20 protein-coding genes are annotated in these 20,440 nt (G+C 66.2%); 11 read left to right on the top strand and 9 right to left on the bottom strand.

Features of this window, described 5'->3' with window-relative positions; all coding sequences use genetic code 11:
• Positions 1 to 32 precede the first annotated feature (32 nt).
• From B0E49_RS13680 to ald, 6 genes are all read right to left on the bottom strand, one after another.
• A complete protein-coding gene (locus tag B0E49_RS13680; RefSeq protein WP_077562758.1) occupies positions 33 to 290 on the bottom strand; it encodes an acyl carrier protein in 258 nt (85 codons plus the stop codon).
• Positions 291 to 331: 41 nt separating this feature from the next.
• Positions 332 to 1,453 (bottom strand): dihydrolipoamide acetyltransferase family protein, encoded by a 1,122-nt coding sequence (locus B0E49_RS13675; protein WP_077562757.1) that lies wholly within the window; start codon positions 1,451 to 1,453, stop codon positions 332 to 334.
• Complete coding sequence (locus B0E49_RS13670; RefSeq protein ID WP_077562756.1) at positions 1,446 to 2,417, bottom strand: alpha-ketoacid dehydrogenase subunit beta; 972 nt, start codon at positions 2,415 to 2,417, stop codon at positions 1,446 to 1,448. The genes B0E49_RS13675 and B0E49_RS13670 overlap by 8 nt, the downstream gene beginning before the upstream one ends.
• The gene (gene pdhA, locus B0E49_RS13665) at positions 2,414 to 3,400 is read right to left on the bottom strand and encodes a pyruvate dehydrogenase (acetyl-transferring) E1 component subunit alpha (RefSeq protein WP_077562755.1); all 987 of its coding nucleotides are present in this window, start codon (positions 3,398 to 3,400) and stop codon (positions 2,414 to 2,416) included. Before pdhA ends, B0E49_RS13670 begins: the two co-directional genes overlap by 4 nt.
• Positions 3,397 to 5,160, bottom strand: a complete 1,764-nt coding sequence (gene acsA, locus B0E49_RS13660; protein ID WP_077562754.1) for an acetate--CoA ligase — start codon at positions 5,158 to 5,160, stop codon at positions 3,397 to 3,399. The genes pdhA and acsA overlap by 4 nt, the downstream gene beginning before the upstream one ends.
• Positions 5,161 to 5,249: 89 nt before the next feature.
• Positions 5,250 to 6,338: an alanine dehydrogenase gene (gene ald / locus B0E49_RS13655; protein ID WP_077562753.1), complete on the bottom strand. Its 1,089-nt coding sequence runs from the start codon at positions 6,336 to 6,338 to the stop codon at positions 5,250 to 5,252.
• 392 nt (positions 6,339 to 6,730) lie between these two features.
• Here ald and B0E49_RS13650 point away from each other — a divergent pair, with 392 nt between their 5' ends.
• Complete coding sequence (locus tag B0E49_RS13650; RefSeq protein WP_077562752.1) at positions 6,731 to 7,024, top strand: GYD domain-containing protein; 294 nt, start codon at positions 6,731 to 6,733, stop codon at positions 7,022 to 7,024.
• A gap of 73 nt (positions 7,025 to 7,097) precedes the next feature.
• On the top strand, positions 7,098 to 7,403 hold the full coding sequence (locus B0E49_RS13645; RefSeq protein WP_077562751.1) for a panthothenate synthetase: 306 nt from the start codon (positions 7,098 to 7,100) through the stop codon (positions 7,401 to 7,403).
• Between the two features lie 11 nt (positions 7,404 to 7,414).
• Here the strand turns inward: B0E49_RS13645 and B0E49_RS13640 are convergent, their stop codons facing one another.
• A complete protein-coding gene (locus B0E49_RS13640; protein WP_077562750.1) occupies positions 7,415 to 7,861 on the bottom strand; it encodes a VOC family protein in 447 nt (148 codons plus the stop codon).
• Between the two features lie 138 nt (positions 7,862 to 7,999).
• Positions 8,000 to 8,620 (bottom strand): C40 family peptidase, encoded by a 621-nt coding sequence (locus B0E49_RS13635; RefSeq protein WP_077562749.1) that lies wholly within the window; start codon positions 8,618 to 8,620, stop codon positions 8,000 to 8,002.
• A 200-nt stretch (positions 8,621 to 8,820) separates the two neighbouring features.
• Here B0E49_RS13635 and acuI point away from each other — a divergent pair, with 200 nt between their 5' ends.
• The 7 genes from acuI (at position 8,821) to lpdA (ending at position 17,164) form a co-directional block, all read left to right on the top strand.
• Positions 8,821 to 9,798 carry an acrylyl-CoA reductase (NADPH) gene (gene acuI, locus B0E49_RS13630; protein ID WP_077562748.1) on the top strand — a complete coding sequence of 326 codons (978 nt, stop codon included), beginning with the start codon at positions 8,821 to 8,823 and terminating at the stop codon, positions 9,796 to 9,798.
• A gap of 29 nt (positions 9,799 to 9,827) precedes the next feature.
• Entirely contained in the window at positions 9,828 to 10,970 is a 1,143-nt protein-coding gene (locus B0E49_RS13625; RefSeq protein ID WP_077562747.1) for a PQQ-dependent sugar dehydrogenase, read from the top strand.
• A 53-nt stretch (positions 10,971 to 11,023) separates the two neighbouring features.
• Positions 11,024 to 12,016 (top strand): LLM class flavin-dependent oxidoreductase, encoded by a 993-nt coding sequence (locus B0E49_RS13620; RefSeq protein ID WP_077562746.1) that lies wholly within the window; start codon positions 11,024 to 11,026, stop codon positions 12,014 to 12,016.
• 143 nt (positions 12,017 to 12,159) lie between these two features.
• Complete coding sequence (locus B0E49_RS13615; RefSeq protein WP_077562745.1) at positions 12,160 to 13,395, top strand: 3-methyl-2-oxobutanoate dehydrogenase (2-methylpropanoyl-transferring) subunit alpha; 1,236 nt, start codon at positions 12,160 to 12,162, stop codon at positions 13,393 to 13,395.
• A gap of 2 nt (positions 13,396 to 13,397) precedes the next feature.
• Positions 13,398 to 14,438 carry an alpha-ketoacid dehydrogenase subunit beta gene (locus tag B0E49_RS13610; RefSeq protein ID WP_077562744.1) on the top strand — a complete coding sequence of 347 codons (1,041 nt, stop codon included), beginning with the start codon at positions 13,398 to 13,400 and terminating at the stop codon, positions 14,436 to 14,438.
• The gene (locus B0E49_RS13605; RefSeq protein WP_077562743.1) at positions 14,438 to 15,751 is read left to right on the top strand and encodes a dihydrolipoamide acetyltransferase family protein; all 1,314 of its coding nucleotides are present in this window, start codon (positions 14,438 to 14,440) and stop codon (positions 15,749 to 15,751) included. The genes B0E49_RS13610 and B0E49_RS13605 overlap by 1 nt, the downstream gene beginning before the upstream one ends.
• Before the next feature lie 3 nt (positions 15,752 to 15,754).
• Entirely contained in the window at positions 15,755 to 17,164 is a 1,410-nt protein-coding gene (gene lpdA, locus B0E49_RS13600) for a dihydrolipoyl dehydrogenase (RefSeq protein ID WP_077562742.1), read from the top strand.
• Positions 17,165 to 17,233: 69 nt separating this feature from the next.
• On the opposite strand, the gene B0E49_RS13595 is transcribed toward lpdA, so the two are convergent.
• Positions 17,234 to 18,868 carry a 4-hydroxyphenylacetate 3-hydroxylase family protein gene (locus tag B0E49_RS13595; RefSeq protein ID WP_077562741.1) on the bottom strand — a complete coding sequence of 545 codons (1,635 nt, stop codon included), beginning with the start codon at positions 18,866 to 18,868 and terminating at the stop codon, positions 17,234 to 17,236.
• A 161-nt stretch (positions 18,869 to 19,029) separates the two neighbouring features.
• Here B0E49_RS13595 and B0E49_RS13590 point away from each other — a divergent pair, with 161 nt between their 5' ends.
• Together B0E49_RS13590 and B0E49_RS13585 are read left to right on the top strand one after the other, a co-directional pair.
• Positions 19,030 to 19,713: a TetR/AcrR family transcriptional regulator gene (locus tag B0E49_RS13590; protein ID WP_077562740.1), complete on the top strand. Its 684-nt coding sequence runs from the start codon at positions 19,030 to 19,032 to the stop codon at positions 19,711 to 19,713.
• 91 nt (positions 19,714 to 19,804) lie between these two features.
• Positions 19,805 to 20,404, top strand: coding sequence for an isochorismatase family protein (locus B0E49_RS13585; protein WP_077562739.1), 600 nt, complete (start codon positions 19,805 to 19,807; stop codon positions 20,402 to 20,404).
• Positions 20,405 to 20,440 lie beyond the last annotated feature (36 nt).

The following is a 20,440-nucleotide window of genomic DNA, read 5'->3' as shown; positions in this document are numbered from 1 at the left end:
CAGCCCAAGAGCCCGGTTTTGCGGCGACGGCGTCAGGCGGAGCCTGGCGGCAGCCTGGCGCGCAGATAGGCCAGCAGATCCATGAGCGTGACGAGTTTTGCGTAGTCCGACTCGGCAATCTCGACCTTCAGTTGCTGGCTCAGCCCGATCAGGAAATTGAGCCAGTCCATCGAGTCCAGGTCCACCTGCAGGCGCAAGGGCCGGTCGTCGCGCAGCAGTGCCACATCGACCTCGGGCGCAATCGACAGCAGCGTGGCGAGTACGGTGGCGCGCAACTGGGAATCGTTCATGCGGGGTTCTCCGGTGAAATATTGCATGCCGGACAGTGCTTCTACAAGGCCTCGGGCTGCTGCAGCAAGTCGCGCAGCTCGGCCAGAAAGAGCGCTCCGCGGTGGCCGTCCGACACCCGGTGGTCCGCGGCCAGGCTCGCGATGACGGTGGGCAGGGCGCCCAGCCTGCCTTCGGCGTCCACCCAGGGCCGCCTGGCCACGCTGCCAAAGCCCACCAGCGCCACCTGCGGGGGGTAGATGACACCCATGACAGCCTGCACGCCCTGATCGCCCAGGTTGGTGACGGTTATGCAGGCGTCGCTCATTTCAGAGCTGCGCAGCGAGCCGGCGCGGCATCGTTTGACCAGGTCGGCCAGCTCTTGCATCAGCGGCGCCAGCGGCTTGCTGTCAACGTTGTGCAGTGCCGGGGCGATCAGGCCGCCCTGGCGCAGCGAGATGGCCACGCCCAGGTGGATGGCGACAGCAGGCTTGAACTGGTCGTCCTGGTACACGCCGTTGAACTCGGGGTATTTTTTCAGCGCCAGCGCGACCGCCTTGAGCTGCAGCACGGCCATCAGCAGCCGCCCGGTGATGGGGCGGCCGGCGTTTTCCCGCTCCAGCCATTGCTGCGAGCGCGCCATCGGGATGGTTTCCAGCAGGTAGTAGTGCGGAATCTCGCGGTTGGAGCGGCTCATGGCGGCGGCGATGGCGCGGCGGGTTTCCAGTTGACGGTCTGCTGGGCGGGTGGTGGGTTGGGGCGCGGCGGGTTTTGGCGCGCCCGCCGATGTCGCGGCCCGTTCGACGTCGGCGAGCGTGACGGCGCCGTCCGCGCCGCTTCCCGAGAGGGTGCTGATGTCGAGCTTCAGCGCCTGGGCTTTCTGGCGTGCCGCCGGGGAAATGCGCTGGCGGCGCGTGGCTGCCGGTGGAGTCGCCGGCGGGGCCGTTTCGCCGGGCGCCGTCAGGCGGGCCAGCACCGTATCCACCGGCACCTTGTCGCCGGGCTCGACCAGCAACTCCCGCACCGTGCCGTCCTGCCAGATCTCGATGTCGATGGCCGCCTTGGAGGTGTCCACGATGGCCACGACCTGGCCCTTGTGCACGGCCTCGCCGGGCTTGACTTTCCACTGCAGCAGCGTGCCCTCGTCCATGTCGGCGCCCAGCGAAGGCAGCTTGAACTCAAACATTGAGCATCCTCTTCACGGCGGCGATGATTTTCGCGACCTGCGGCAGCGCGGCGTCTTCGAGATGCTTGGCATAGGGAATCGGCACCTCCTCGCTGCACACGCGCGCCACCGGTGCATCCAGTTCGTAAAAGCAGTCTTCCATGAGCCGCGCCATGATCTCGGCCGCCAGGCTGCAGGTTTTCCAGCCCTCGTCGACGATGACGGCGCGGTGCGTCTTGCGCACCGACGCCGCCAGGGTGTCGCTGTCCAGCGGCCGCAGCACGCGCAGGTCGATCACCTCCGCGTCTATGCCTTCGCTGGCCAGTTCGCTGGCCGCCTGCATGGCCTTGGGCAGGCTGCCGCCGTAGCTGATCAGCGTGAGCTGCGCGCCGGAGCGCCGCACGGCGGCGTGCGTGATATCGCACTGCCAGTCATCGGGCAACTCGTCCTCCAGGTTGTAGAGCTGCGCATGCTCGAAGATCACCACCGGGTCCGGGTCGGCCAGGGCGGCGCCAAGCATGCCGCGCGCGTCAGCCACGGTCGCCGGCGCGAGCACGCGAATGCCGGGAATGTGGGCATACCAGTTTTCCAGGCTGTGCGAATGCTGGGCCGCCAGTTGCCGGCCCGCGCCGGTGGCCATGCGCACGACCAGCGGCACCGAAAACTGCCCGCCCGACATGTGGCGCAGCGCCGCAGCCGTGTTCACGATGGGGTCCAGCGCCAGCAGGCTGAAGTTCACTGTCATCACTTCAACAATCGGCCGCATGCCGCCCAGCGCCGCGCCAACGCCAGCGCCGACGAAGCCCAGCTCCGACAGCGGCGTGTCGCGGATGCGTTCCGGGCCGAACTCATCCAGCAAACCTTTGGACACGGCGTAACTGCCGCCATAACGGCCCACATCCTCGCCCATCAAGAAGACGCGCGCATCGGTGCTGAGTGCCTCGCGCAGGGCCAGTCGCAGGGCTTCGCGGTAACTGATTTTCATGAGGTACCCCGTGGCGTGCAGACATCTTTCAGCAGATCGGCTATCGGCTCCAGCCCGGCCGCTTCGGCATAGGCCACCGCATCCGCCACCTCGGCCTCGGCGCTGGCGTCCAGGGCCAGAAACGCCTCCTCGGTCAACTCGCCGGCGGCCTTGAGCTGCACCGTGAAGCTGTGGATGGGGCCGCGCTGCTTCCATTGCTCGATTTCCGCCTTGTCGCGGTACAGATCCGGGTCGAACATGGAATGGGCGCGGAAACGGTAGGTGGCATATTCCATAAAGAAGGGGCCGGCGCCTGTGCGCACCTGCTGCGCGGCCTGGAGAGTGGCCTCGTGAACCGCCCGCACGTCCATGCCATCCACCTTGACGGCCGCCACCTTGTAGCTCGCGGCCTTGGCGCACAGGTCGGTCTGCGACTCGGAACGGGCCAGCGCCGTGCCCATGGCGTACAGGTTGTTCTCACAGCAAAACAGCACCGGCAAGCGCCACAGCGCGGCCAGGTTGATGGCCTCGTGGAAAGCGCCCTCGGCCATGGCGCCTTCGCCGAAAAAGCAGGCGGTGACGCGCGCAATGCCCTTCAGCTTGTCGGCCAGCGCCAGGCCCACGGCCAGCGGCAGGCCGCCGCCCACGATGGCGTTGCCGCCATAAAAGCGCCGGGCGGCGTCGAACAGGTGCATGGAGCCGCCGCGGCCCCGGCAGCAGCCGGCCGCCTTGCCGTACATTTCGGCCATGATGGCGCGCAGGGGCACGCCGCGCAGCAGCGCGTGGGCGTGTTCGCGGTAAGTGGCGACGATGTTGTCCTCAGGCGCCAGGGCGTGCAGGGCGCCTGCCGCGCAGGCCTCCTCGCCGATGTAGAGGTGCAGGAAGCCGCGTATCTTGCCGGCGCCATAGAGCTCGGCGCACTTTTCCTCCATGCGGCGTATGCGCAGCATGTCGGCCAGCAGTTGGAGCGACAGGGTCTGGCCGGTTTCGGGTGGGGCGGTCATGCGCCTGCCTCCAGCGTGGAGGTGTCGCCTTCCGGCAGGCCCAGCTCACGCGCCTTGAGCAGGCGCCGCATGATCTTGCCGCTGCGCGTGCGTGGCAGCGTGGCCAGGAAGTCGATCTCTTTGGGCGCCACGGCGGCGCCCAGCTTTTTGCGGGCGTGGCCCAGCAGCTCCATGCGCAGCGCTTCGCTGGGCTCGAAGCCTTCTTTCAGCGAGACAAAGGCTTTCACCACTTCGCCGACCAGCGCGTCGGGCTTGCCGATGACGCCGGCCTCGGCCACTGCCGGATGTTCCATGAGCGCGCTTTCCACCTCGAACGGGCCGATCAGGTGCCCGGCCGACTTGATCACGTCATCCAGCCGGCCGACGAACCAGTAGTAGCCGTCGGCATCCCGCCGCGCCAGGTCGCCCGTGAGGTACCAGTCGCCGGCAAAGCATTTGCGGTAGCGCTCCTCATTGTTCAGGTAGCCGCGCAGCATCGAGGGCCAGCCGCGCTTGAGGGCCAGTTCTCCCTCCTGGTCGGGCTGATCCAGTACCTCAACCGAGCCATCGGCGCCTTGCCGCACGATGGCGGCCTCGACGCCGGGCAAGGGCAGGCCCATGGAGCCCGGCTTGATGTCGAGCGCCCGCAGGTTGGCGATCATGATGCCGCCGGTCTCGGTCTGCCACCAGTTGTCGTGAATCGGCTTGCCCAGCACGTCAAGACCCCACCAGACGGCTTCTGGATTCAGCGGCTCGCCCACGCTGGCGACAAAGCGCAGCCTGGGGTAGCTGTACTTGTGGGCCAGCTCCGCGCCGGCCTTCATGAGCATGCGGATCGCCGTGGGCGCCGTGTACCAGACGCTGACCTGCTGCTCGTGCAGGATGCGCCACCAGCGCTCGGCGTCGAACTCGGCCTCGTCGACGATGGAGGTCACGCCATGCAGCAGCGGCGCGATGATGCCGTAGGACGTGCCGGTGACCCAGCCGGGATCGGCGGTGCACCAGAAAATGTCGTCAGCGTGCAGGTCGAGCGCGTAGCGCCCCGTGGCCCAGTGCGTCACCACCGCGCCATGCACATGCAGCGCGCCCTTGGGGCTACCGGTGGTGCCGCTGGTGAAGTGCAGCAGGGCAGCGTCTTGCGCCTGCGTGGCGACGATCTCGAAGTCGTCAGACGCCGCAGCCATGAGCCGGGCCAGATCGTGCGTGTCCGGCACGTCGGTCGGCAGCCCTTCGTCGCCCACCAGCAGCACCTGCCGCAGGGCCGGCAGCTGCTGGCGGATTTTCGCCACCTTGCGCTCGTACAGCATGTCGGTGGTGACCAGCACCGCGCCTTCGCCGAGCTTCAGGCGCGTGGCCAGCGGCTCGGGGCCGAAAGCGGAAAACAGCGGTGACACCACGCAGCCGTTCTTGAAGCTTCCCAGCACCGCCGTATACAACTCTGGAATGCGCCCGGTCAGCACGAACACGCGTTCGCCGCGCTGGATGCCTAGTGTCTTGAGCACATTGGCAAAGCGGTTGGTGAGCCGGGACAGTTCGCGGTAGCTGATGTCGCGCTGGCCCTGGCCGCGCAGAAAGCGGAAGGCCACATGGTCGGCGCGCGCGCCCTGCGCATGGCGGTCCACCGCCTCGAAGGCGATGTTCAGGCCGCCGCCGGGCAGGCCCGCCAGTTCACGTCGGGCCGCATCCCAGGAAAACGCACGGCAGGTGGCGGCGTAGTCGACCAAGTTTGGCGGCACCGCCAGGTCGGCGGGAGTCTTGTGAATGATGGCAGGGCGACCCATGGCGCGCTCCTTGAGTTCAGGTCATTGTGGAGACCTGCCTGGCGCGCTGGCTTGATGTGCGTCAAGGCCGGCGTTTGTCCGGCCGCCGTTCAGGCGCAGCCCAGCGCGCGCGCCACGGCGGGATGCGTGACCCGGCCGTTCTGGACATTGAGTCCCATGGCCAGATGTGCATCGTCTGCCAGCGCCTGGCGCCAGCCCCTGTCGGCCAGCGTGAACGCAAACGGCAGCGTGGCGTGGGTGAGCGCGAAGGTCGAGGTGCGTGCCACCGCGCCGGGCATGTTGGCCACGCAATAATGTACGATGCCATCGACGATGAAGGTCGGGTCGGCATGGGTGGTCGGGTGGCTGGTCTCGAAGCAGCCGCCCTGGTCGATGGACACGTCCACCAGCACCGAACCCGGCCGCATGCGCGCCAGCCACTCGCGGCGCACCAGCTTGGGGGCGGTGGCTCCCGCCACCAAGGCCGCGCCTATGACCAGGTCGGCGTCCAGCACCATCGCTTCAATAGCGGCCGTGGTGGCGTACCGGGTCTGGATGCGGTTGCCGAACTGTTCATCAAGACGGCGCAGGCGCTGCGCCGAGCGGTTCAGGACCGCGACCTGGGCTCCGAGTCCCACGGCCATCATGGCGGCGTTGCTGCCCACCACGCCGGCCCCCAGGATCACCACCTTGCCCGGCGCAACGCCGGGCACGCCGCCCAGCAGCACGCCAGCGCCGCCACGGGGCTTTTCCAGGCAGGCCGCGCCTGCCTGGATGGCCATGCGGCCCGCCACCTCGCTCATGGGCGCCAGCGGCGGCAGGCCGCCGTTCGGGCTGGTCACGGTTTCGTAGCCGATGGCGGTGACGCCCGACGCCAGCAGCAGTCGGGTCTGGTCCGGATCGGGGGCCAGGTGCAGGTAGGTGAACAGCACCTGGTCCGGGCGCAGCAGCCGGCATTCATGTGGCTGGGGCTCCTTGACTTTGAGGATCAGGGCGGCCCGGGTGAAGACCTCCTGCGGTGTGTCGGCCAATTCGGCGCCGGCGGCCAGGTACTGGGCGTCGGTCAGGCCGATGGCCGCGCCAGCGCCCTTTTCCAGCAGCACCTGGTGCCCATGCGCGACCAGTTCCCGAACACCGTCAGGCGTGGCGCCCACCCGGTATTCGTGGCTCTTGATTTCCCTGGGTATGCCGACGAGCATGGCGCGACTCCCTGATAAGGCCCCTGGCCAGCGACAGGCTGATCAGGGGCGTGGTCGATGCAAACAGCTAGCTGTTTTCAGGCTATCACAAGCGCTCGAAAATCGCTGCAATGCCCTGGTCGCCGCCTATGCACATTGCCGCCAGCGCACCCAAAGCCGCAGAAGCGCCTCGCACACCCAGTCCGGCTAAACGCCTCCCGCCTCCCTACCCTGTTCAGGGGATGGGCTGCGATGGCGCAGGCGCGTAGTCTGGATAGGTTCGTGATTCTTTGCACCATGGACCGGAGGCAGGCATTGCAGGCTGTTTCCTGTTGGCAATGGCGCGTCAGCGCAACGGGGCCGTCGCTGGCTGTTTTGATGCGTGAGGCCCCTTTGTCCGAAGGAGAACCAATATGGTTACGTACATTGCACTTTCCAACTTTACCGATCAGGGGATTCGCACCATCAAAGACACCACCAAACGCGCCGATGCCGTCAAGGAGGCCGCGAAAAAATTTGGCGCCACCATGACGCAAATTTACTGGACGCTGGGGAAATATGATTTGGTGGCGATCATCGAAGCACCAGACGACGCGTCGGCCACCGCCTTCGCGCTGGCCATTGGTGCGGCGGGCAATGTGCGCATGCAAAGCCTGCGCGCCTACTCCAGGGATGAGATGAACGGGATTCTGGCCAGGATGGCCTAGCGGCCCGGCCGCCCACTCCCTCAGGCGTGTGCGGCATCGCCTTCAAATGCTGCGGCAATATGGAGAACATCCCATGAAAATGCTACTGACGGTCGAGATTCCCCATGAGCCTTTCAACTCCCTTGTCCGAAGTGGCAGGGCGGGCGAGATCATTGGCCGCATCCTCGAAACCATCAAGCCAGAGACCGCCTACTTCACGGAGCAAGACGGCACACGCGGCGCAATCTTCGTGATTGACGTAAAAACCCCGTCGGATGTGCCCAGCTTTTCAGAGCCGTTCTTTCTCAACTTCCAGGCCGATTGCAAATTTCGTATTCTGATGAGTCCCGAGGATTTGCAAAAAGCGGGACTGGAGGCGCTCGGCAAGAAGTGGGCGTGAGATCCGCCTAACTATGTCTTGAACCGCAAATCGCCCGTTTCCGAAAATTCGCACATCGGCGCCCAGGCCACTTCCCAGTAGTGGCCGTCCAGGTCGGTGAAGTAGCCGCTGAAGCCGCCCCAGAAGGTGTCGTGCGGCGGCGTGACGATGGTGGCGCCGGCGGCTTGGGCGGCCTCAAACACGGCGAGCACGTCTTCGCGGCTGCCGACGTTGTGGCCCAGGGTGATGCCGCTGAAGCTGCGCGTGGTGGGCTCCAGCGCGGGGTCCAGTGCTGGCGAGATATCGCGCGCCAGGTCCGCGCGCGGGTACAGCGCGATCCAGACGCCGGGCAGGGTGAAGAAGGCCACGCCCTCGTTGTCGCCGGTGGGCGCGGTGCCGAAGACGCGGGTGTAGAACGCCCTGGCGCGTGCGAGATCGTTCACGCCCAGGGTAATCAGGCTCATGCGGGGGATGGTCATCGCGGGGCCTCGTTGGTTGACAGCCTGTCAGCGTACGACTTCTTTTGCAGCCGGGCAACACGGCGGACCGGCTCGGCTCGGCGGCTACCGGTGCCTGTCAATGCTCAGCGCACTCGGGGTTGCGAACGGGATGTGAAATCAGCGCAGTAGGGCAGCCGCGGCAGAAGCAGAAACCGGCGTTGAAACGGGCGCAGCAGAAGTCACCGCCCTGTCGGCGTCGGCCGTCTCGACCCGGCGGGCGCCGTTGAAGCGCGAACGCCAGTAGCTCCCGCCCATGTCCTCGACCCGAATTTCGGCGCCGGTACGGGGAGCATGGATAAATTTGCCGTTGCCCACGTAGATACCGACGTGGCTGAAGGCGCGCCGCATGGTATTGAAAAACACCAGGTCACCGGGTTGCAGGTCCTTGCGGTCGATGGCCTGGGTGGCTGCGGCTTGCTGGTCCGAGCGGCGCGGCAGCGCCAGGCCCAGCGTTTGCTCATAGATGGCGCGCACGAAGCCGCTGCAGTCAAAGCCGCCGGTATCGACCGAATTACCGCCATATTTGTACGGTACGCCAAGGAACCCCATGGCGTTGACCACCAGGTCGGATGCCTTGCTGCTGACCGTCTGGCGCACCTGCTCGAACTGGCCGCCGATCTGGGTGATCAGGCCCTTGTCGCTGAGAAGTTTGTCCATGTCGTCCGTATTTGGACTGGAGGGAGGAGCGGCTTGTGCACTTGCGCAGAGGAACAGGAAAAGCAGGAGCCATTTGGACATGGGCTGCAGGTTAGTGGCATTTTATTGTGAAGTCAAGTGAGGAAATCGTTGTAAGTTATTGATTCATAATGAGTTCGTTGAACTTTACTTTACTGAACTTCACAAAATGGCCATCTTGGGAGCTTGCCAGCGGCACCGGCCATCCGATAAAAGTGTTTCAATTCAACCCACTCTAACCCCATCTTTCTGGAGACAAACCCATGTTCAAAGCCCTGCTGCTGGAAAAAAACGAGACCTTCTCGGCCACCGTCAAAGAGGTGGATGAAGCAGCGCTGCCGGTCGGCGATGTGACCGTCAAGGTGGATTACTCCACGCTTAACTACAAGGACGGCCTGGCCATCACCAACAAGGGCCCGGTGGTGCGCACCTGGCCGATGGTGGCGGGCATCGACGGTGCGGGCACGGTGCTCGAATCCAGCCACCCGGCGTGGCGCGCGGGCGACGCGTTCATCCACAACGGCTGGGGCGTCGGCGAGACGCATTGGGGCTGTCTGGCCGAAAAGGCGCGGCTCAAGGGCGACTGGCTGGTCAAGCTGCCATCCGTCTTTAGCGCGCGTCAGGCCATGGCCATCGGCACGGCGGGCTACACCGCCATGCTCTGCGTGCTGGCGCTGGAAGATCATGGTGTGAAGCCCGAGTCCGGCGAGGTTCTGGTCACTGGAGCCACCGGCGGCGTTGGCAGCGTGGCGATCGCGCTGCTGGGCAAGCTGGGCTACACCGTGGTGGCGGCCACGGGCAAGGCGAGCCAAGAGGCCTACCTCAAGTCATTGGGCGCGACGTCGGTGATCGACCGCGCCGGGCTGTCCGCCGCCGGCAAGCCGTTCCAGAAGGAGCGCTGGGCCGCGGTGGTGGACCCGGTCGGCTCGCACACGCTGGCCAATGCGCTGGCGCAGACGCGTTATGGCGGCGTGGTGGCGGCCTGCGGGCTGGCGCAGGGGGCGGATCTGCCGACCACGGTAATGCCCTTCATCCTGCGCGGCGTGACGCTGGCCGGTGTGGATTCGGTGATGGCGCCTTTGCCGAAGCGCCAGCGCGCCTGGGACCGGCTGGCGCGTGACCTGAACCCCCAGTTGCTGGAATCGATCACCACGGAAGTAACGCTGGACGCCGCGATTGCCAAGGCCCATGAGCTGATGTCGGGTCAGTTGCGCGGGCGCGTCGTCGTGAAGATCGGCTGACCGGTTCTGTCCTTGATTGTGAGGAAAATATGCCTTCAGCCCTTGTCAGACAAGCGCTTGCAGCTATTGTTTTGATAATCTCCGGCTGGAGCGCGCAAGCCCAAAGCGTGCGCCCCGAGGTGGTGGCGACCCACCTCGAACATCCCTGGGCCGTGGCGTTTTTGCCTGAAGGGCGCTTCCTGGTGACCGAGCGCCCGGGCCGCCTGCGCGTGGTCGAGGCCAACGGGCGTCTGGCTTCGCCCGTGGCGGGCGTGCCGCCAGTGGCCGCGGGCGGGCAGGGCGGCTTGCTCGACCTGGTACTGGACTCGGGCTTTGCGCGCAACCGCACGCTGTACTTCTGCTACTCGGAGCCCGCCGCTACGGGCAACACCAGCGGCACCGCGCTGGCGCGCGCGGAACTCTCGCCGGATCGTGCGCGGCTCGAGAACGTCAGGGTGATTTTTCGTCAGCAGCCCAAGGCCGCCGGCAGCCTGCAGTTCGGCTGCCGGATCGTCGAGCGGCTCAAGGATGGCAAGCCCGATGGCACGCTGTTCCTGACGCTGGGCGAGCGCTACACGCACATGCAGGATGCACAGACGCTGGACAACGACCTCGGCAAGATCTTGCGCATCGCCAAGGACGGCACGGTGCCTCAGGACAACCCGTTCGTGGGACGGCCCGGGGCCCTGCCCGAGATATGGAGCTACGGGCATCGCAACCCGCAGGGCGCCACGCTCGCGCCCGACGGCACGCTGTGGGAGCACGAACACGGCCCGCAGGGCGGCGACGAGATCAACCTGCCGCTGCCCGGGCGCAACTACGGCTGGCCCGTCATCACCTATGGCGAAAACTACGGCGGCGGCAAGATCGGCGAAGGCATCACCGCCAAAGAGGGCATGGAGCAGCCGCTGCACTACTGGACGCCGTCGATCGCGCCGTCCGGCATGGCCTTCCTGAGCAGCGAGCGTTACGGCCGCACCTGGCGGGGCAACCTGTTCGTCGGCTCGCTCAAGTTTCATTACCTCGACCGGATCGAGCTGAGCGAGCCGTTCAAGGGCCGGGTGGTGCATGAGGAGAAGCTGCTGACCGAACTCGATGAGCGCATCCGCGATGTGCGGCAGGGGCCGGATGGCCTGTTGTATGTGCTGACCGATAATCCGGCAGGCCGGCTGATCCGGCTGCTGCCTCAGTGAGCCCGCCGGTCTGAGACCCGGCCCGAATTTCTCAACATCCCCGTCTGCTGCCCATGATTCCCTTTTCCATTCTCGACCTGTCCCCCATCATCGAAGGGGGCGACGCCGCCCTGTCGTTTCGCAACACCCGTGATCTGGCCCAGCATGCGGAGCGCTGGGGCTACCGGCGCTTCTGGCTGGCCGAACACCACGGCATGCCGGGCATCGCGAGCGCGGCGACCTCGATACTGATCGGACACGTGGCCGGCGCGACCTCGACGATTCGCGTGGGCGCCGGCGGCATCATGCTGCCCAACCATTCGCCGCTGGTGATCGCCGAGCAGTTTGGCACGCTGGAGTCGCTGTATCCGGGGCGCATCGACCTCGGGCTGGGCCGTGCGCCCGGCTCGGACCAGGTCACGGCGCGGGCGCTGCGGCGCAACCTCGCCTCGGACGCCGACGAGTTCCCGCAGGACGTGGTCGAATTGATGGCGTACTTCGCGGCCGATCCGCGGCTGCCGGTGCGCGCCGTGCCTGGCTCCGGCGCCAACGTGCCGGTATGGATACTGGGCTCCAGCCTGTTCGGCGCGCAACTGGCGGCGGCGCTCGGCTTGCCGTATGCGTTCGCCTCGCATTTCGCACCCGCCCAGATGATGGAGGCTGTGGCCCTGTACCGTGCCAATTTCCGGCCTTCGAAGCAACTGCAAAAGCCGTACGTGATGCTGGGCTTCAACGTCATCGCGGCCGACACCGACGAGGAGGCCGCGTTTCTTGCCACCTCGAAGCAGCAGGCCTTTGTGAACCTGCGCAGCGGGCGCCCGTCGCGCCTGCCGCCTCCACAGGCCGATTATTTGAGCCGCATCGGCCCGCAGGAGCATGCGCTGCTCGCGCAGGTCCTGTCGTGCTCGGCGATCGGCTCCCCCGCCACGGTGCAGGCAGGGCTCCAGGCCTTCATCGACCGCACTGGCGCGGACGAGTTGATGATTGTGGCGCAGTGCTTCGACCATGCCGCGAGCCTTCGCTCCTTCGAGATCACGGCGCAAGTCCGAAGCGCACTGCACTCATAAATTCAGTTACGATTCACCCGTAATTGGTGCGCGCGGCAACCCCATGGCACCAAGACAGGATCCGGACGGCGAGCGCTACCCGCGCGTGCCGATCCGGCCACAGCGACCAGACGCAAGACATGATCGAGCGAGGAGTGACGCGAATGAGCCAGAACGAACCCCTGCATCTGCACGTGCCGGAGCCGACCGGGCGCCCCGGCCAGGAGACCGATTTTTCCTACCTGCATCTGTCACGCGCCGGCGAGGTGCGACGGCCGCCGGTGGACACTGCGCCGGCCGACACCGGCGATCTGGCGCGCAGCGTGGTGCGGGTGCTCGACGACGACGGACAGGCCGTCGGGCCCTGGGCGCCGCAGGTGGACAAGGAATTGCTGCGCCGTGGGCTGCGCGCCATGATGAAAACGCGTGTCTTCGATGCGCGCATGCTGATCGCGCAGCGCCAGAAAAAGATCTCGTTTTACATGCAATGCCTGGGCGAGGAGGCGATTGCCGTCGCGCACGCCATGGCACTGGCGCCCGGCGACATGTGCTTTCCGACCTACCGGCAGCAGGGCCTGCTGCTCTCGCGCGACGATATTTCCATGGTCGAGATGATCTGCCAGCTCATGTCGAACGAGCACGATCCGCTCAAGGGCCGGCAGCTGCCCGTGATGTACTCGTACAAGCGCGCCGGCTTTTTCTCGATCTCGGGCAACCTGGCGACGCAGTTCATCCAGGCGGTGGGCTGGGGCATGGCCTCGGCGATCAAGGGCGACACCAAGATCGCCTCGGGCTGGATCGGCGATGGCGCCACCGCCGAAGCCGATTTCCATACCGCGCTCACGTTTGCCCACGTGTACCGCGCGCCGGTCATTCTTAATGTGGTCAACAACCAGTGGGCAATCTCGACCTTCCAGGCGATTGCCGGCGGCGAGGGCACGACGTTCGCGGGACGCGGTGTCGGCTGCGGCATCGCCTCGCTGCGCGTCGACGGCAATGATTTTCTTGCGGTGTACGCCGCCTCCATGTGGGCTGCCGAGCGCGCGCGCAGCAACCTCGGGCCGACGCTGATTGAGTGGGTTACCTATCGGGCCGGCCCGCACTCGACCTCGGACGATCCCAGCAAGTACCGCCCCGCCGATGATCCCGCCCGCTTCCCGCTGGGCGACCCGATCGCGCGTCTGAAGCAGCATCTGATCGGCATCCAAGCCTGGTCGCAGCCCGAGCACGAGCAGGTGCAAAAGGAACTGGAGGCCGAGGTGGGCGCCGCGCAGAAAGAGGCGGAGCGCTATGGAACGCTGACCGACGGCCGCATGCCCAGTGCCGCGACCATGTTCGAGGGCGTTTACAAAGACATGCCCGAGCACCTGCGCCGGCAGCGTCAACAGCTCGGAGTCTGACCATGGCCGATGAAAACAACAACCTGAAAACGACGCCGATGTCCATGATCCAGGCGCTGCGCTCGGCGATGGATGTGATGCTGGCGCGCGACAGCAACGTCGTGGTGTTCGGCCAGGACGTGGGTTATTTTGGCGGTGTGTTCCGCTGCACCGAAGGGCTGCAGGCGAAGTACGGCACTTCGCGTGTGTTCGACACGCCCATCTCCGAGGGCGGCATCGTCGGCGTGGCGGTCGGCATGGGCGCATACGGCCTGCGCCCAGTGGCCGAAATCCAGTTTGCCGACTACTTCTATCCGGCCTCCGACCAGATCGTTTCGGAGGCGGCACGCCTGCGCCATCGCTCCGCCGGTGACTTCACCGCACCCTTGACGATCCGCATGCCCTGCGGCGGCGGCATCTACGGCGGGCAGACGCACAGCCAGAGTCCGGAGGCGCTGTTCACGCATGTCAGCGGTCTGCGCACGGTGATACCGTCCAACCCCTACGACGCCAAGGGCCTGCTGATTGCCTCGATCGAGAACGACGACCCTGTCATCTTTCTCGAACCCAAGCGCCTGTACAACGGGCCGTTCGACGGCCACCACGACAAGCCGGTGGTGCCGTGGTCGAAGCACCCGCTGGGCGAGGTGCCCGAGGGCTATTACACGGTGCCGCTGGAGTCGGCCGCCGTCTTCCGCCCCGGCGCAGAATTGACGGTGCTGACCTACGGCACCATGGTGTTCGTGTCGGAAGCCGCGGCCAAGCAGACCGGCATCGATGCCGAGATCATCGACCTGCGCAGCCTGTGGCCGCTGGACCTGGACACCATCGTCGCATCGGTCAAGAAGACCGGGCGCTGCGTGGTGGTGCACGAGGCGACGCGCACCAGCGGCTTTGGCGCCGAACTGACGGCGCTGGTGCAGGAGCACTGCTTCTACCACCTGGAGGCGCCGATCGAGCGTGTGACCGGCTGGGACACGCCGTATCCGCACGCGCAGGAGTGGGCGTATTTCCCCGGGCCGGCGCGGGTCGCGGCGGCGTTCCAACGCGCGATGGAGGCATGATGGGCATTCACGTGATCAAGATGCCGGACATCGGCGAAGGCATTGCCGAAGTGGAACTCGTGGCCTGGCGCGTGCAGCCCGGCGAGACGGTGGCCGAGGACCAGATTCTGGCCGACGTCATGACCGACAAGGCGACCGTCGAGATTCCCTCGCCGGTGGTGGGCAAGGTACTGGCGCTCGGCGGCGCGGTCGGTCAGGTGATGGCGGTGGGCAGTGAGTTGATCCGCATCGAAGTGGAGGGCGAGGGCAATGCCAGCGCCGCCAGTGCGTCCACCGCTCCCCCAGCCCCCGCTTCGGCCCCACCTCCTGTGGCGAAGGCTATGGCACCGGTCCCGCCTGCAGTCTCTGTGGCCCCGGCGGCGGCCCAGCCCAAGCCCGCGCCGGGGCGCGCTGCGCCGGCTACTGCTGCACCGTCAACGCGCCAACCCGGCGACAAACCAATTGCCTCACCGGCGGTGCGCCGACGCGCCTGGGAGCTCGGCATCGAGTTGCAATATGTGCACGGCAGCGGTGCCGCGGGCCGCATCATGCACGAAGACCTCGACGCTTACGTCGCGCGCGGCGCGGCCGGGCAGCAACAGCCAGCTGCCGGTGGCGCGCGTTACGCGCTGCGGCATGACGAAGAGGCGATTCCCGTCATCGGGCTGCGCCGCAAGATTGCGCAGAAGATGCAGGAGGCCAAGCGCCGCATTCCGCACTTCACCTACGTCGAAGAAATCGATGTGACCGAACTGGAGGCGCTGCGCAAGCGTCTGAACGAGCGCTGGGGCGCCGAGCGCACGCGTCTGACGGTACTGCCCCTGCTGATCCGCGCCGTGGTGCTGGCGGTGCGCGAGTTTCCGCAGATCAATGCGCGCTTCGACGACGATGCGGGCGTGGTGACGCGCCACGGCGCCGTTCACATCGGCATTGCCACGCAGACCGAAGCCGGCCTGATGGTGCCGGTGTTGCGCCACGCTGAAGGCCACGACCTGTGGGTCAGCGCGGCCGAGATCGCGCGCCTGGCCGAGGCTGCACGCACAGGCAAGGCCACGCGCGAGGAACTGACGGGTTCGACCATCACCATTACTAGCCTGGGTGCGCTGGGCGGCATTGTGTCCACACCGGTGATCAACCACCCGGAAGTGGCGATCGTCGGCGTCAACCGCATGGTCGAGCGCCCGATGATGCGCGCTAACGTGGTGGTGCCGCGGCTGATGATGAACCTGTCGTCGTCGTTTGATCATCGCGTCGTCGACGGCCTGCATGCCGCCGAATTTATCCAGGTGCTGCGCGGCTTGCTCGAGTGCCCGGCCACCCTGTTTGTGGAGTAAGCCATGGCTACGCAATCAACCAAGCTGCTGGTCATCGGTGGCGGCCCGGGCGGTTATGTTGCCGCTATCCGCGCCGCGCAACTGGGCGTCGCTACCACGCTGGTGGAGGGTGAGCAACTGGGCGGCACCTGCCTGAACATCGGCTGCATCCCGTCCAAGGCACTGATCCACGCCGCCGAGGAGTTCGAGAAGACATGCCACTATGCGCAGGATTCGGCGCTGGGCATTCATGTCGCAGCGCCACGCATCGATCTGGCGCAAACGGTGCGCTGGAAGGATGGCATTGTCCACAAGCTGACCAGCGGCGTGGCCGCGCTGCTGAAGAAAAACGGCGTGCAGGTGGTGCGGGGCTGGGCCAGGATCATCGACGGCAAGACGGTCGAGGTACAGGAGCATGGCACCAGTGCAGATGCCGCGCCGCGGCGCATCGTCTGCGAGCAGCTGCTGCTGGCGCCGGGCTCGCTGGCGGTGGCGCTGCCGTTCATGCCGTTTGGCGGGCGCGTCATCTCGTCCACGCAGGCGCTGGCGCCGCAAACACTGCCCAAGCGTCTGGTCGTCGTCGGTGCCGGTTACATCGGTCTGGAACTGGGCATGGCCTACCGCAAGCTCGGGGCCGAGGTCGCGGTGGTCGAGGCGCTGGACCGTGTGTTGCCCGCCTACGATGAAGAACTTACCAAGCCGGTGCTGGCGTCGCTGCGTCGCCAGGGCGTGCAACTGCTGCTCGGTCACACCGTGCAGGGCTTGAATGCCAATGGTGATGCGGTGCGGGTGCGCGATGCGAAGGGTGAAGAATCGGAGTTGCCGGCTGACCAGGTGCTGGTGGCGGTTGGCCGGCGCCCGCGCACGCAAGGCTGGGGTCTGGAAACCCTGATGCTCGACATGAAAGGGCCGGCGGTGCAGATCGACGACCAGTGCCGCACCTCGATGCGCGGCGTCTGGGCGATCGGCGACCTGACGGGCGAGCCCATGCTGGCGCACCGCGCCATGGCGCAGGGCGAGATGGTGGCCGAGATCATCGCAGGCACGCGCCGGCACTTTGCGCCGGCAGCGATCCCCGCCGTGTGTTTCACCGATCCCGAGGTGGTGGTGGCCGGCCAGACGCCGCAGGATGCGGCCCAGGCTGGCCTGGACTTCATCGCTGCATCGTTTCCCTTCGCCGCCAACGGCCGGGCCATGACGATCGAGTCCACCGACGGTTTCGTGCGCGTCGTGGCGCGGCGCGACAACCACCTGATCGTGGGCTGGCAGGCCGTGGGGCGTGGCGTGTCCGAGTTGAGCGCCGCGTTCTCGCAATCCATCGAGATGGGCGCGCGGCTTGAGGATGTGGCCGGCACCATTCACGCACACCCTACGCTCGGCGAGGCCGTGCAGGAAGCCGCATTGCGCGCGCTGGGCCACGCGCTGCATATCTGAGGTGTCGTCAGAGAATGGTCGGGCCCTGATCGACCCGACCGCCTCCAGTTGCGCCTGTATTTGACGGCGCTACTCGCGCACCCGCTTCGACGGCAGCGTCGCCTGCACGCTGGGCAAATCCACCATCACCGGCTGGCCCGGCGTGGTGCATCCCGTGTCACAGCATCGGCCCGGTTGCCGATTCTTCGTGATGGCGCGGCCGGGGTCGTGCGCCACGCCGCGGTCCAGCAGCCGCTCGACCAGCTCCACCTTGGAGCCTACGGGATAATTGCGGTAAATCTCCTGCTTCATCGCGGCGGGCGAGCCACCGCCGTGCAGGCTGATCACGCTATACCAGCCGCCCTGGTAGCCGGCCGTCAGGTCTTCGATGAAGCGCGCCGTCTCGATACGCTGCTCATACGGCACGTCGGGGTTGGCGCGCAGCACCTCCGATAGCCGCGCCGCGGTCTCGGGGTTGTGGTCTTCGTCGGGGCCGGGCAGGGTGACGATCAGGCCGCCACTCACGTAGTGGGCAATGCGGTGCATGTCGTAGATTTTGGTGGCCAGCAGCAGCTTGCCGATGTTGCTGAACACCGGGTCGGGCATGAAGCTGCGGCTGTGTTCGTCGGTCTTGCCATACACGCTGGCGGCGACGCCACAGGCGAAGAAGCTCTCAACAATGGTGATGAGTTCGACCATTTGCTCGCGCAGGTGCGATTCCTTGCCCGGATCGAAGCCGTTGGCCTCGCACATCAGCGCGCCGGCGCCGATCAGCAGGTCGCCAAAACCGGCGCGCGCGCCGATGCAGGTGTGGCGGTGGTGCGTGGCGTAGCTGTAGGTCAGGTGGCGCGAGTGTTCCCACTCGCCGGCGTAGAACACATGCTCCATCGGCACAAACACCTTGTCGAACATCACCACACCGGTGCTCTGGCCGTATTTGCGGCTGAACAGCGCGGCGCCGTGCTCGACCTTTTCGCCCGGGCGGCCTGCGGGCCGGGCCACGATGATGAGGCCCGGTGCGTCGATGGGCACCGCGCAGCAGACGGCGAAGTCCGCGTCTTCGCGGCCCATGTTGCGACACGGCATGACCAGCAGCTCGTGCATATAGGGCGCGCCGGTCACGATGGCCTTGGTGCCGCTGATGACGATGCCGCGCCGGCCATTGCGGAGCGCGCTGCGCTCGACGACGTGAACATACGTGTCGATGTTGGCCTGCTCGTGCGGGCGCCGGCTGCGGTCGCCCTTGGCGTCGGTCATGGCCACGCCCAGCGTCAGGTCCTGGTCCTGCACGCGGTGCAGGTACTCGGTGAAGCGTGCGGTGTTCTCGGTCGTGCCGCGGGCGTCGTCAATGCGCGCGCTGACCTGGCCGATGGCGTTGAGCGCGTCGTGCGTCAGGTAGCGCTGGGCGCAGCCGGTTTCCTGGCAGACCAGGCGCACGGCCTCGAGCTTGTTGAGCAGGTCGCCCGAACTGGTGTTGATATGGCTCAGCCGGTTTACCAGTTTGCCGCTGGTGTGCTGCACCGCTGTCAAGAGGGGCGCGTACTGGGGTTTCAGGGCGTAGTCATAGGTGAGCGCGATGGCGTTGATGCCGGGCTGGAACGCCGGCTCGTCGGCCACGCCGTCGATCTTGCGGCCATCGACGTAGATGGTGGGCTGGTAGCGGCGCAGCGACTCGCGGTAGTCGGCGCCAGACATCATCAGAGCTGTGGGGGCGGGCGTGTTCATGGCTGAGCTTCCTTGTATTCAGGAAAAGGGTTGCAGGTGACAAAAGCCGCTGGGTAAGTCATTTAATTGGTGAATGTACAATAATTTAAACGTTGTTTAAATTAACTTATTTGCGTTCATGAAATTGATGAACGGGTCAAGTGGGCCGCTATAGTTAACCCATGCAAGCCAAGCACCAGCGCCAGCAAACCATGACCGATGCACGCCGCGCCCTGGTGCTCGACGCCGCTCGCGCGGTATTCTCCGAGGCCGGCATCGAAGGCGCCAGCATCCGCGAGATTGCCAAAAAAGCCGGCTACACGCCCGGCGCGATTTATTCCTATTTCGACAGCAAGGAAGCTATTTACGGCGCGCTGCTGGGGGAGTCGCTGGAGCGTCTGAACGGTGCCGTCGAGGCGGCGCGGGTGGTGAAGAACCGGCCGGACAAAACCCTGCAATCCAAGGCGCAGGCCTGGTTTGGCTTTTACGCGGCCAACCCGCGCGATCTGGATCTCGGGTTTTACCTGGTGCAGGGCCTGCGCCCGCGCGGCCTGACCAGCGAACTCAACACCCGGCTCAACGAGCGCCTGCATGACGCGCTGCGTCCCTGCGAGGCGGCGCTGCGGGCGATGGGCTTGTCGGCGGGCGACGCGCTGCGCGAAGCCACGGCGCTGTTCGCCCATGGCGTGGGCCTGCTGCTGCTCCAGCACACCGGTCGCATCCGCATGTTCGGGCAATCGGCGCCGGCGCTGTTCAAACGCTACGTGGAACAACTGGGCGCGCGGTATGGCCAACCGGATGCGTTGCTGAATGCGGGCGGCGCGGAGTCAGACCCGGCCGCCTCGCCGCAGGCTGATCTTTTTTAAGCGACGGTGCGCGCTGCGGTTAAAGTTGAATCGCAACCCCCTGCGCACTCTTTAGATCTTTAGAAACTGCTAACTCCTACCGGATGCCATCATGCTGCTCGACGCCGCCGAATCCCAACTCGTGCTGGTGGACTACCAGATCCGCCTGCTGCCTGCGATTTTTGAGGGCGCAGCGGTCGTCGCCAATGCCGCGCGCCTGGGGCAGCTGGCCCGCCTGATGGGGGTGCCCGTGTGGGGCACCGAGCAAAACCCGTCCCGGCTTGGCGAAAATGCGCCCGAGCTGCGCGCCCTGTGCGACAAGACGCTGAGCAAAATGCACTTCAGCGCAGTGGAGGAGGGCCTGGGCGAATGGCTGCGCCCGCCCGTCAAAGCGCCGCAGGGCAATGCGCGCAGCCTGCCCAAACACCTGCAAAAACCGGCTGGCGGGAGCGAGCGCGACATGATTGTGATCGCCGGTTGCGAGGCCCACGTCTGCCTGCTGCAGACGGCGCTCGATTTGCTCGAAGACGAGTTCGACGTGTGGGTCGTGACCGACGCCTGCGGTTCGCGTACCGAGCGCAACCGCGACGCGGCCTTTGACCGGCTGGCCGGTGCGGGGGCCGAGCTGGTGACTACCGAAATGGTCGCGTTCGAGTGGCTGCGCACGGCCGAGCACCCGGACTTCAAGGCGGCGCACGCGTTGATCAAGTGAAATTGAAGTGAAGTAAAGTGGAGTGCAACAAGATTC

Origin of the sequence: Polaromonas sp. C04 (assembly GCF_002002705.1) — a bacterium.
Classification (GTDB): domain Bacteria; phylum Pseudomonadota; class Gammaproteobacteria; order Burkholderiales; family Burkholderiaceae_C; genus Rhodoferax_A.
The sequence above is the reverse complement of the archived record's forward strand: the minus strand, read 5'-3'. Positions and strand labels throughout refer to the sequence as shown.

Bases quoted from the DNA above. Each gene is read 5' to 3' on its own strand.
- B0E49_RS13680 (WP_077562758.1), bottom strand. From the start codon at position 290: ATGAACGATTCCCAGTTGCGCGCCACCGTACTCGCCACGCTGCTGTCG.
- B0E49_RS13675 (WP_077562757.1), bottom strand. From the start codon at position 1,453: ATGTTTGAGTTCAAGCTGCCTTCGCTGGGCGCCGACATGGACGAGGGC.
- B0E49_RS13670 (WP_077562756.1), bottom strand. From the start codon at position 2,417: ATGAAAATCAGTTACCGCGAAGCCCTGCGACTGGCCCTGCGCGAGGCA.
- pdhA (WP_077562755.1), bottom strand. From the start codon at position 3,400: ATGACCGCCCCACCCGAAACCGGCCAGACCCTGTCGCTCCAACTGCTG.
- acsA (WP_077562754.1), bottom strand. From the start codon at position 5,160: ATGGGTCGCCCTGCCATCATTCACAAGACTCCCGCCGACCTGGCGGTG.
- ald (WP_077562753.1), bottom strand. From the start codon at position 6,338: ATGCTCGTCGGCATACCCAGGGAAATCAAGAGCCACGAATACCGGGTG.
- B0E49_RS13650 (WP_077562752.1), top strand. From the start codon at position 6,731: ATGGTTACGTACATTGCACTTTCCAACTTTACCGATCAGGGGATTCGC.
- B0E49_RS13645 (WP_077562751.1), top strand. From the start codon at position 7,098: ATGAAAATGCTACTGACGGTCGAGATTCCCCATGAGCCTTTCAACTCC.
- B0E49_RS13640 (WP_077562750.1), bottom strand. From the start codon at position 7,861: ATGACCATCCCCCGCATGAGCCTGATTACCCTGGGCGTGAACGATCTC.
- B0E49_RS13635 (WP_077562749.1), bottom strand. From the start codon at position 8,620: ATGTCCAAATGGCTCCTGCTTTTCCTGTTCCTCTGCGCAAGTGCACAA.
- acuI (WP_077562748.1), top strand. From the start codon at position 8,821: ATGTTCAAAGCCCTGCTGCTGGAAAAAAACGAGACCTTCTCGGCCACC.
- B0E49_RS13625 (WP_077562747.1), top strand. From the start codon at position 9,828: ATGCCTTCAGCCCTTGTCAGACAAGCGCTTGCAGCTATTGTTTTGATA.
- B0E49_RS13620 (WP_077562746.1), top strand. From the start codon at position 11,024: ATGATTCCCTTTTCCATTCTCGACCTGTCCCCCATCATCGAAGGGGGC.
- B0E49_RS13615 (WP_077562745.1), top strand. From the start codon at position 12,160: ATGAGCCAGAACGAACCCCTGCATCTGCACGTGCCGGAGCCGACCGGG.
- B0E49_RS13610 (WP_077562744.1), top strand. From the start codon at position 13,398: ATGGCCGATGAAAACAACAACCTGAAAACGACGCCGATGTCCATGATC.
- B0E49_RS13605 (WP_077562743.1), top strand. From the start codon at position 14,438: ATGGGCATTCACGTGATCAAGATGCCGGACATCGGCGAAGGCATTGCC.
- lpdA (WP_077562742.1), top strand. From the start codon at position 15,755: ATGGCTACGCAATCAACCAAGCTGCTGGTCATCGGTGGCGGCCCGGGC.
- B0E49_RS13595 (WP_077562741.1), bottom strand. From the start codon at position 18,868: ATGAACACGCCCGCCCCCACAGCTCTGATGATGTCTGGCGCCGACTAC.
- B0E49_RS13590 (WP_077562740.1), top strand. From the start codon at position 19,030: ATGCAAGCCAAGCACCAGCGCCAGCAAACCATGACCGATGCACGCCGC.
- B0E49_RS13585 (WP_077562739.1), top strand. From the start codon at position 19,805: ATGCTGCTCGACGCCGCCGAATCCCAACTCGTGCTGGTGGACTACCAG.